The 11614-nt window shown below is 74.9% G+C and carries 3 protein-coding genes; all 3 read right to left on the reverse strand.

Annotated elements, in window-relative coordinates; all coding sequences use genetic code 11:
- Nucleotides 1-30: 30 nt before the first annotated feature.
- Genes J116_RS05495 through J116_RS05505 form a run of 3 tightly spaced genes read right to left on the reverse strand, consistent with a single transcriptional unit; the run spans nucleotide 31 to nucleotide 11589 of the window.
- Nucleotides 31-4095, reverse strand: a complete 4065-nt coding sequence (locus J116_RS05495) for a bifunctional SDR family oxidoreductase/pyridoxal phosphate-dependent aminotransferase family protein (RefSeq protein ID WP_023586089.1) — start codon at nucleotides 4093-4095, stop codon at nucleotides 31-33.
- Nucleotides 4092-5213 (reverse strand): DNA alkylation repair protein, encoded by a 1122-nt coding sequence (locus tag J116_RS05500; RefSeq protein WP_023586090.1) that lies wholly within the window; start codon nucleotides 5211-5213, stop codon nucleotides 4092-4094. The genes J116_RS05495 and J116_RS05500 overlap by 4 nt, the downstream gene beginning before the upstream one ends.
- The gene (locus tag J116_RS05505; protein WP_023586091.1) at nucleotides 5206-11589 is read right to left on the reverse strand and encodes a type I polyketide synthase; all 6384 of its coding nucleotides are present in this window, start codon (nucleotides 11587-11589) and stop codon (nucleotides 5206-5208) included. The genes J116_RS05500 and J116_RS05505 overlap by 8 nt, the downstream gene beginning before the upstream one ends.
- Nucleotides 11590-11614: the final 25 nt, after the last annotated feature.

Raw genomic sequence — 11614 nt, forward strand, 5'->3', positions numbered from 1 at the left:
CGGGGACCGGGCGTGCGAGGACCTGGGCGGTCAGCGGATGAGGCCGCAGGCGCGGCCTGCCTTCTCGAGCGTCATGACCGCCGCGTCCAGATCGGCTTCGGTGTGGCTGAGGTTGACGATGGTCCGCAGCCGGGGAAGGGTCCGCGGCACGGCCGGGTACACGATCGGCTGGACGAAGAGCCCGTCGAGCTGGCACAGCCGCGCCATGGCCACGGCCTGGTCGGCGGTGGCGCAGATGACGGGGACGACGGGCGTCTCACTGGCGAGCGTGTCGAAGCCGAGGGCGTGCAGCTGGTCGCGGTAGCGGGTGGTCCTGGCCCTCAGCTCGCGAGTGAGGGACGGCGCGGCGGCCATCACCTCGACGGCGGCCTTGGCCGCCGCCACCTGCGCGGGCGTCGCCGCCGCCGAGAACATCCAGCCCCGCGCGTTGTTCTTCAGGGCGAAGATCAGGTCACGGGAGCCCGCGACGTAGCCGCCCGCGCTCGGGACGGTCTTGGAGAGCGTCCCCATCTTGACGTGGACCCGGTCCGGGTCGATGCCGAAGTGTTCGGTGATGCCGCGGCCGGTGTCGCCCAGCACGCCGAGGCTGTGTGCCTCGTCGACCATCAGCGGGGCGTCGTACCGCTCGCACAGCTCCAGGATGCCGGGCAGGTCGGCCACGTCGCCGTCCATGCTGAACACGGCGTCGGTGACCACCAGCCGGCCGCCGTCGCCCGCCTTGCGCAGGGCGCGTTCGAGGTCGGCGAGGTCGTTGTGGGCGTAGGTGACGACCTTCGCGCCGGAGAGCCGGTACCCGTCCAGGATGCTGGCGTGGTTGTAGACGTCGCCGAGGACGGTGTCGCCGGGGCCGACCAGGGCACCGACCGTGGCCACGTTCGCCATGTAGCCGCTGGAGAACACGATGGCGTCCTCGGCGCCTAGGAACCGGGCGAGGGCCAGCTCCAGCTCGCGGTGCAGGTGCAGGGTGCCGGCCAGCAGCCGCACGCCGTGCGCGCCGGTCCCGTGCTGCTCGACGGCGCGCAGCGCCTGGTCGTCGATGTAGGGGTGGCCGATGAGGCCGAGGTAGCTGTACGAGGCGAAGTTGAGGTACCAGCGGCCGTCGAACTTGATGCGGGAGCCGGATGCCTCCTCGATCACCGGCTCGTAGAAGTACTCGCCCTTCGCGACGATCCCGCGGTCCTCGGCCGACAGCGCGTCGATGCGGCGGTCGAGGAAGGTGCCGTGCGGGGCGTCGGCCAGTCGTCCGGGCAGCGTCCGGCGGGGCGTCCGTGAGCCGGCGGCCGGGTCCGCTCCGGCGGCGGACGCGGTGGCGGGGCCCGCGAGGGGCGGCGCCGTCCGGGCGGGTGCCGGGACCGGGGCCGCCCGCGCCACGGGGGCGGCGGGGGCGGGCGGGGCCGCGGGGTTCGCCGAGGTGGGCCCCGGGTCGCGGAAGCGGTCCCAGTCGGGGACGAAGCCGTCGGCGGCGGGCCGGACGGGGGCCTCCGGTACGGGCGGCTGCGCGGGAGCCCGCACGGCGGTCGCCGGAGCCGCCGGGGGCGGGGTGACCGGCGTCGTGGGCGCCTCGTAAGGCGCTTCGCGGGGCGTGGGGATGGACAGGGCCGCCCCGGCCCGGGCGGCGGGCGGGGCCGCCGGGGCGGCGGCGCGCGGGAGGCTCTCCAGGTGGGTGAGGAGCGTGCCGACCCCGGTGCGCTCGAAGAACACCATCGGGTCCACATCGAGCCCGTCGGCGGCCAGCGCGGCGGCCAGTTCGACGGCCATCATGGAGTCGAGGCCAAGCTCCAGCAGGTCGTCCTCGGGGGAGACCGAGTCGACGTGCAGGACCTTCCTGAGGGCGAGGGTGAGCGTCGGCCAGAGGCCGGCGTCGGGCGTGACAGCGGTCATGGGTGCGTCCTTCGCTTTCGCGGCGGAGAGTACGTAGTGCGCGGGCGGGCGGCCCAGGGCCGTGCGGAGCAGTGCGATGCCGTCGTCCTCGCCGAGCGCGGCGATGCCGTGCGCGGCGGCCTTGGGGGCGATGGCCTCGCCCATGCCGACCGTCCACAGGCCCCAGCCGAGGCTGTACCAGGGCAGGCCCTCGGCTCGCCGACGGGCGGCGTAGCCGTCCAGGTAGCCGTTGGCCGCGGCGTAGGCGCTCTGGCCGAGGTTCGCCCGGACGGCCGCGATCGAGGAGAACAGGACGACGAAACCGGGGTGTTCGCCGTCCGCGACAAGGCCGGCGAGGGCGTGCGCGCCGCCGACCTTGGGGCCGAGGACGGCGTCCACCCGGTCCGGCGTCAGGCTGCGGGCGAGTCCGTCGCGGAGCACGCCCGCAGCGTGGAACACCCCGTCGAAGGGGCCGGACAGCACCTCGCCGAGGGAGCGGACGTCCGCGGTGACGACGTCGAGGTCGCAGCGCCCGGCGAGCCGGTCGAGGCGCTCGCGGGCCGCGCCCCGGTCCGGGACGGTCCGCCCGACCAGGGTCAGCCGGGCGCAGCCCTCGTCCGCGAGGAACTCCGCGACGCTCAGGCCGATGCCGCCCATGCCCCCGGTGATGAGGAAGCGGCCGCCCCGGTAGCGCACCTCGCGGACGGGGGCCGGTGGCGCCGGCTGCAGGGAGGGCTCGTACCAGACGCCGTCCCGGAGGGCGAGCTCCGTACCGTCCCGGCGCAGCGCCTCCCAGAGGGCGGCCCCGTCGTCGCCCTCCGGTCCCGCGGTCGCTTCCCGGCCGGAGCCGAGGTCGGCCAGACGGACCCTGCTGCGGGGGTGCTCGACGCGCAGGGTGCGGCCGAGGCCCCACAGGGCCGTCATGAGGGGATCGACGGCCTCCCCCTCCGTCACCGCGTGCGCGGTGCCGGTGACGATCAGCAGGCCGGGCATCGGCGGGCGGGCAGCGATCCTGCGGACCAGCGCGAAGACGCCCTGGAGTGCCTCGGTCGCCGCCGCCGCGTCGTCCGCGGGCCCGTCGGGTGCCACGTAGACGACGTCCCGCGGGACGGTGCCGTCCGGCAGGGCGTCGAGGCCCTCGTCGGCGAGCCGCTCGGGGGTCAGGTGCAGGACCTGGCGGCCCTCGGGCACGCGGGGCGCGCGCGCCGCCACCAGCAGGACGGTGCCCTCGGCGTCGGCGTCGGTCGCCGTGCCGGGGTCGGCGGAGCGGGCGGTTAACGGGTCCGCCTCGCGCCAGACCAGGGTTTCGATCGTCGGGACCGCCGCCGGTGCCCGCTCCTCCCCGGCCGGGCCGCCCGCGGCGGGCGCCGCGGGGACGCTGGCGGACCGGGGCGACGGGACGGGCGCCGTGGGCGCGGCCGGGGCGAGCGCCCTGGAGGGTGCCACGGGCCCTGCGGCCTTGAGCGTGATGCGGTCCAGTTCCAGCAGCACCTCCCCTTGCTGGTTGCAGACCACGGCCCGGCCGCGCACGGCGCCGCGGGACGCGCCGCCGGTGCCGGCGGGCTCGTCCCGCTCGACCAGGGCGATCACCGTGCCGGAGATCCGGCGGCGGGCCACCAGGCGGCCGACGTACCAGGGCAGGCACGCTCCGGCCGAGCCGTCGTCGAGCATGCCGAGCGCCTGGAAGACGCTGTCGAGCAGCGGGGGCGGTACGAACGGGGGCACCGCCCCGCCGTCCGTGCCGTCCTCGGCGCGGAGCATCAGCAGCATGCGGCCGGGGCCCCGGTGCGCCGAACGGATCACCCGGTAGGCGGGCCCGTACGTGATGCCGCTCGCATCCCGCCAGGCGGTCATGTCCGCCAGCGGCACCTGCTGCGTGCAGCCCGCCCTAAGCCCGGCCACATCGACGTAGCGGGGCGGCGGGAGCGGGGAGCCGGACACCTGGGCTGCGCTGTGTTCGACCGGCTCCGCGCCGGGGGCGGACGGCACGGAGCGGACCGCGTACCGGCCCTGGCCGGCCGCCCCCACCTCGATGCCGGTTTGGGTGCCGGGGACCGTCAGCGGCGTCCTGAACGCGATCTGCTCCAGCGTCCACACCCGGTCGGGCCGGTCGGCGTCGCAGGCGGAGAGCAGGGCGTCGATCTGCGCGGCGGCGGGAACGACCGGGACGCCGCCGATCCGGTGGTCGGCGACCAGCGGGTCGGCGGCCCTGAGGGTGATCCTGCGGGCGCTCATGTGCGCAGCCCGAATCGCCCGGTGGCCCGCACGAGGCCGTTCACCTGGATGTCGACGGCGTGCTCACCGGGGTAGTACTTGCGCGTCTGGACCTCCCTGATCGGGTGGGACTTCTCCAGCGTCCGCTTCTCACCGGGGCCGAGTTCCAGCGTCGTCAGCTTGAAGACCTTGGGGATGCTGCGCCCGTTCTTCCGGACGTGGTGCACCACGTAGTCGATCGCGATGCTGTGCCGACGGTCGTCGGTGTTCTCGATGTCGAAGTCGATGACGAGGGTGTCGCCCACGGTCACCGCGTCCGGGGCGATCCGCAGCCGGGGCACCAGCACGTGTTCGCCGCCGGTCGCCCCGAGGAGGGCCAGGGCCTGCTGGTCGCCCTTCTTCACGAGGGTGCGCAGTCCGTGCTTGACGATCCACCGGGTCTCGGGGGTGGGGCTCTCCTCCAGCCAGCGCAGCGCGGTGGCGAGCGCGACCTCGGGGTGGTCCTTGGAGATGTCGTTGAGGTTGTTGGCGACGGACTTGCGCACGTACTCGGAGGAGTCGCTGCGCAGCGGTTCGAGGATCTCCAGGACCGGGTGCGGGTCCTTGACGAACACGGTGAGCGTGCGGGCCCAGGGAAGCCGGGAGCGGACGCCCTCGGTGGCCAGCCGCCGCACGTTGTGGCTGGGGCTGACGGCCCATCGGGCGACCCGGGCCATCGTCAGCTCGTAGTGCTGTTCGAGGTACGGCCGGATCGCGTACTCGCCCGTGTGCCGCTTGGTGATCTCCTCGATGGCGTCGAGGGACAGCTCGGGGTGGCCGAGGCCGTACTCCTCCACGAAGCGGGCCACCGGCATGAGGAACCAGCTGCTGTTGAACATGCCCTCGCCCTCGGCGAGTTCGTCCTCGAGGATGGCGAGGAGGATCGGCACGGCCTCCGCGTAGTCCCCGGGGAGCCGCGTCCGCAGACCTTCCGCGAGGACCAGGACGCGGTCCTTCAGCTCCAGTCCGGGGATGCGCTTCTCGACCTCGGCGGCATAGTCCTCCACGTCGAAGCCGGGGTGGACGGCTCGGATCTTGTCACCGATGAGGCGGGCCGCGTCACCGTTGAAGTGACGCTTCAGTCCGTACTCGCTAGCCATGATGCTGGTGCCTCTCGTTCCTGTGGTGCTGGTGTTGCCCGTCTTGCGGGTGGTTCGGGTCCCGCGCGTGGTTCGGGGCTGTGGTGGTGCCGGGGGTGGGCGGGGGCGGGGAGATCCAGTACCGCTGTCGGTTGAAGGGGTAGGTGGGCAGGGTGATGGTCCGGTGGCCCTTGCCCGCGTGCACACCGGCCCAGTCCACCGCGCCGGACGCCGTGTCCGCGTAGGCGGCCAGCGCCGCGTGCACCTCCGCCTGGTCGGCACGGCCCTGACGCAGCGTCGTCAGCCACACCGGCTGCTCGCCCCGCCACGACGCACGCGCCAGCGACGTCAACTGCGGCTGCGGACCGATCTCCCACACCACACCCGCACCCACTCCGCCCAGCAGCGCGACGGCCTCCGAGAACCGCACCGGCTCACGAATCCCCCGCGCCCAGTGCCCCGGGTCCACCGCCGACTCAGCCGAATGCCACCCACCCGACACCGACGACACGAACGCCACCCGAGGAGCCGACAACACCGCCCCCGACACCGCCTCCGCGAACGGCGCGACCGCACCGTCCATCAACGCCGAATGGAAAGCGTGGCTCACCACCAGCGGCCGTGACCGCAGACCCGACTCCTCACAGAACCGCGCCACCGCGTCCGCGGGCCCCGAAACCGTCACCGCCCTCGGCGAGTTGAACGCCGCCACCTCCACACCGGGGAAGCGGGGAAGCACACCCACCACCGCGTCCGCGTCCCCGTGCACCGCCGCCATCGCCCCCCGCCCCGGCTGCGACTCCATCAACCCACCACGCACCACCGCCAGACGCAGCAGATCCTCCAGACCCACCACACCCGCAGCCCACGCGGCCGTCAGCTCACCCAGACTGTGACCCACCACCACATCCGCGGCCACCCCCACCGACTCCAGCCACCGCACCAGCGCCACCTGCACCGCCACAATCCCCACCTGCGCGAACGCGGTGCGGCCGAGAGCGCCGGAGGCATCGGTGAACAGCAGATCCAGCAACGGGACTTCCAGCTGCCCGGCGAGCAGGTCGGCGCACTCATCCAGCGCCGCCCGGAACGCCGGCTCCGTACGGTAGAGCCCCTGGCCCATGCCCGTGTACTGCGAGCCCTGCCCGGTGAACATGAACGCGACCGGCGCGGAGCTCCGGCCGCCCTTGCGGGTGACCGCGGACGTGCCCGAGGCGACGTCCCGCAGCGCGACCGCCAGCTCACCCGCGTCACCGCCCGAGACGACCGTACCGAACCTGCTCTCCGCCCGCCCGGTGTTCGCCGTGAACGCGAAGTCGCCCACGCGGTCCGGGTCCACGGCGGCCAGCGCGTCCGCGTAGGCACCGGCCAGGGTGCGGACGGCGGACTCGTCGGCCGCGTCCACGCGGACCAGGTACGAATCCTGCTCCACCACCTCCCGGGCGGGCGCGGCGGGCGGCTCCTCGACGATGACGTGGGCGTTGACCCCGCCCATCCCGAACGCGCTCACCGCACCACGACGCGGACCGCTCTCGGGGCGCGGCCACTCCTTGACGCCGGCGGCCAGGTAGAACGGCGTGTCCTCGAAGCGGATGTGGTCGTTGGGCCGCACCACGTGCAGCGACGGCGGGACCACACCCCGCTCCATCGACAGCAGCACCTTCACCAGCCCGGCGAGACCCGCCGCGGGCTCCAGGTGGCCGACGTTGCTCTTGAGCGAGCCGATCGCGCAGAACTGCGAACGGTCCGTCACCGCACGCCACGCACGCGTCAGACCCTCCACCTCGATCGGGTCACCGAGGCTGGTCCCCGTCCCGTGCGCCTCCACCAGGCCGATCGACTCCACCGGCACCCCCGCGTCCGCCAGCGCGGCGGTGATGACCTCGGCCTGTGCGCGCGGGCTCGGCGCCGAGTAGCGGGTGGTGCGGCCGCCGTGGTTCACGGCCGCGCCCTTGACGACGCCCCGGATCCGGTCGCCGTCGCGCAGCGCGTCGTCGCAGCGCCGCAGTACCACGGCCACGGCGCCCTCACCGGGGACGAAGCCGTCGGCGGCGCTGTCGAAGGCGCGGCTGCGGTGGCGCGGGGAGAGGGCCATCATGTCGCCCATCGACCGGAAGTACTCCGGGCTGATCCCGGCGTGCACGGCGCCGATGACCGCCGTGTCGATGTCGCCCGAGCGCAGGTGCTGGAGCGCGGAGTGCAGGGCGACCAGCGACGACGAGCAGAGCGTGTTGACGAGCGTGCTGGGGCCGCGCCAGTCCATCAGGTACGAGAGCCGGTTGGCGATCATCGCCTCCAGGCCCAGGCCGCGCCCCTCGGGCACGCCGTGGCGGACGCGCTCCTCGTGGTAGTGGTCGTGGCTGTACGCGATCCACAGCCCGGTGCGGTCGCCGTGGGCGCGGGCGCCGCCGCGCCCGCCGTCCTCCATGGCCTCCCAGATCGTCTCGTACACGATCCTGGCCTGCGGGTCGATCAGCGGGGCCTCGCGGGCGGATATCCGGAAGGGCACCGGGTCGAACTCGTCGACCCGGTCCAGGAACGAGGCGTGGGGGACGGGCCCGGAGGCGTCACCCCGACGGCTCGCGGGCAGCGGCCCGACGGTGTCGCGGCCCTCGACGAGCAGGTCGGCGAAGGCGGTCAGCGTGCTCGCCGTGGGAAGCCTGACCGCCGCGCCCACGACCGCGACGTCGCGCGGCCGGGTCGCGGGGCCGTCCCCGCCGGACGCGGCCTCGTGGGCGGCGCCGGGCTGCCTGGGGACGGCGGTGATCCGCGCCGCCGGAGCGGGCGGCCGGGGCGGCTGAGGCGCCTGGGACGACTGCGGCGACGGCGGCTGCGGTCCGGACGGGGCTTCGAGGGCCGCCTCGGTGACGGGGGCGACCGGGGGCGCCTGGACCGCCGGAGCCGCCGGCACCCCCGGAACCGCAGGAGCCTCCGGGACCGCCGGGCTCGGGAGCCGCTCGACGAGTTCCGGCGCCTCCTCCGTCAGGAAGTCGGCGAACTGGCGCGGCGTCGGGTACTCGAAGAAGACCGTCGGGTAGAGGGACAGGTCGTGTTCTCGGGAGATCCGCTCGCTCAGCGCCACCAGGCCGACGGAGTCGAAGCCCGCGGAGAGGAACTCGGTGTCGGCGTGCTCCTCCGACGTCCCGGTCAGGGCGAGGAACCAGGCCAGCGCCCGCGCGGACGGCGAACCGACGGCGGCGGCCCGGACGGCGGCAGCGGCCGGGGCGGTGACCGCAGTCGGCCGGGCCGCCGGAGCGGGCTCGGCCGGAAGCGGTGCGGCGGCAGCGGGCACGGTCACGGCGGCAGTCGGCACGACGGCCGGAGCCGGGGCGGCGGCCGGGGCGGCCTGGACCTCCGGTACGGCGGCCGGGGCGGCCCCGGCCGCGGTGTCCTCGCGGAACGCCAGTGCCGGGACGCGCTTGGACGACATGTCGCCGAACACCAGCAGCGGCGTGCCCGCCTCGTCGGTGACGGTCTGGGTGACCCGGCACGCCTCGTCGTTCCAGAAGGCGGTCTCGGTACGGACGTACGCGGCGTCGTCCAGCGGGCCGAGGACGTCGACCCGGCCCACCGACAGGGGGATGAACGCGGAGGCGTCCGCGGTGCCGAAGACCGGGTTGGCGGGGTCGATGGCCGCCACGGTCACACTGTCCAGGAGCCCCGGGAAGAGCTGGACGCCGGGCGGGTTCAGCTCCCGCTGGCGGGGGCCCTCGATCCGGGCGAGGGTGCCGCCGTCCGGCAGGCTCGCCACCCAGGAGATGTTCCGGTAGTACCGCCCGTGGTGGTAGCCGATCCGCCGCAGCCACCGGTAGAGGCCGGAGCCCGCGTGGAGGGCGGAGCCGGCGCAGTCGTCCAGCAGGGCGCCGACCGGGAGGCGGGGCACCGGCCCGGCAAGGGGCGTACCGGCGAGGCGGCCGGTGACGAAGACGTCGCCGGTCTCCCCGTCCTCGACCCGGAACCGCCCGTCCCCGTCCACCCGGCCGACCACGCGGCGGGCCCCGGTGGGGATGAGCGGGCGGTGGAAGAGGACGTCGCGCGCGCCGTGGAACGGCTCGCCGCGCAGGGCGGCGCCCTCGCGCAGGAAGTCGAACCAGGCGACGCCCGGGAGCATCAGGGTGCGGTACACGGAGTGCTGGGCGATGGGCACCTCGCCCGGCCCGAACACCCTCGCGTACGTGTATCCGGCGGGTCCGTCGTCGGCCACCAGCTCGGCGGGGGAGCCGGGTTCGGCGGACCGGAGCGGCTCGGCGAGGTCCAGGGCACGGCCGCGCGGCTGGGCGACCGGCAGCAGGCGCTTGCTCCACGCGGCGCCGGTGGTCCTCTGGAACGCCGCCCAGTCGATGTCGCGGCCCGCTTCGAACAGTTCGGCGGCGATCGTCGCCAGCACGGCCGCGGCCGTCCGCTCGTCGTGTGCCCCGGCGAGGCGTGCGCCGACGTCGTGGCCGACGGTGTCCGGGTGCCCCGCGTCGTGGGCCGGGGCGCCGTCGCGCCGCAGGACGTCGCCGAGCGCCCGCTCCAGCGGCAGGCCGCCCCGTACGAAGTCGCGGACCGCCTCCCAGCCGGGCGGGAGGTCAACGGCGTCGTCCGGCAGCCCCAGGTCGCGCAGCGCGATGGCGAGGGCGACCCCGGAGAGGATGCGGAGCAGTTCGCCGGAGAACGCGGCGAGCGGGGTGCCGGTGGCCGTTTCGAAGAGGCGTACGACCTCGTGCACGGCAGGGGTGGAGCGGTCGATGGCGGTGAGCCACGGGGGCGGCGCGGCGGCGGCCTCGGGACGCACGGGCACGGTGGCCCGGGGCGTGCCCCTGCCGCCGGTGGCGAGGAGCCTGGCGCGCAGGGCGGCCGTCAGCCGTTCCGCGTCCTCGCCGACGACGGCCAGCCGCTCGGCGCGGTGCGGCCTGGCGAGCCGGGCGGTGGCGCACACGTCCGCCAGTTCCTCGGGCCGGTCCTGGAGGGACGGCAGGAACTCCACCCACTGGGCGCAGAGTTCGCGCAGGCCGTAGGCGGTGTCGGCGGAGATCGTCAGAACGTGGACGGGCTGCCGGGCCCCTGCCGGAGCCGTCCCGGCCCCGCGGGCCGGTGCGGGGACCGCCTCGGCCACGACGTGCGCGTTGGTGCCGCCGAAGCCGAAGCCGCTCACGGCAGCCCGGCGTACCGGCACGTCGGGCCAGGGCCGGGTGGTCCCGGGCAGGTGGAAGGGGCTGTCGGCCAGGTTGAGGCGGGGGTTCGGGGACTCGACGGCCACCGCGGGAACGGTGCCTTCCCGCAGCGACACGATGATCTTCGCGAGTCCGGCGAGCCCGGAGGCCGAGTGCAGGTGGCCGATCCGGCGCTTGACCGAACCGAGCGCCACCGAGTTGCGCGGTACTCCGTGGCGTCCGAACACCTCGGTGAGCGCCCGCACCTCGATGGGGTCGCCGATGGCGGTGCCCGTGCCGTGTGCCTCGACGTACTGCACGGTCGCGGGGTCGATGGTCCGGTAGACCTTGTCGAGCAGGTCGATCTGGGCTTCCAGGTTGGGCGTGGTGACGCCCATGGTGCGGCCGTCGTTGTTGACCGCGACCCCGCTGATCGCGCCGAGGACCAGGTCGCCGTCGCGGAGCGCCGCCGCCATCGGCTTGAGCACCAGGGCGGCGGCCCCCTCGCCGGGTACGTAGCCGTTGGCCCGGCTGTCGAAGGTGTGGCAGAGCCCGTCCGGGGAGAGCGCCCCGGTGCGGGAGAGGAGGACGAAGGTCAACGGGTCGATCAGCAGGTCGACCGCGCCGACGAGGGCGAGTTCGCAGCTTCCGGCCGCGAGACTCTGGCAGGCGAGCCAGACCGCCGAGAGCGACGAGGAGCAGGCGGTGTCGACGACGAGGCTGGGGCCCGCGAGGTCGAAGCGGTCGGCCAGCCAGGCCGCCATGAAGTTCTGCGACCGCCCCCACAGGGCGGCCGGTCCGGGCCCGGCGGCTTCGGCCGGGGAGTGCGCCGCGGGGCCCGGCAGGCCGGGCGTGACCGGGCCGCGGCCCTGGTCGAATCCGTAGGCGTTCATCCGGGCGCCGATGAACACACCCGCGTCGAGCCTGCGGCGCGCGCCCAGGTATCCGGAGTCCTCCAGGGCCCGGGCTCCGACCTCCAGCATGACCCGCTGCTGCGGGTCGAGGAGGACGGCGTCCTCGGCGGTCATGCCGAAGGCCTCGTGGTCGAAGGAGAACGGGTCGACCAGGAACGCGCCCCGGTGGTGGGTGCCGCGGTGCGGTGCCTCGCCGAGGTACAGGTGGCGGGCCCACCGGCTCGGCGGGATCTCGCCGACCTCGACCCCGTCACCGCCCAGCATGGCCGTCAGGTCGGCCACGTCCTCCGCGCCGGGGAGCCTTACCGCGAGGCCGATGACGGCGATGCGGGTGTCGAGCTCGCTCACAGGTGTCCTTTCGTTCGGCTCGCGG

Origin of the sequence: Streptomyces thermolilacinus SPC6, assembly GCF_000478605.2 — a bacterium.
In the GTDB taxonomy this organism is placed as follows: Bacteria; Actinomycetota; Actinomycetes; order Streptomycetales; family Streptomycetaceae; genus Streptomyces; species Streptomyces thermolilacinus.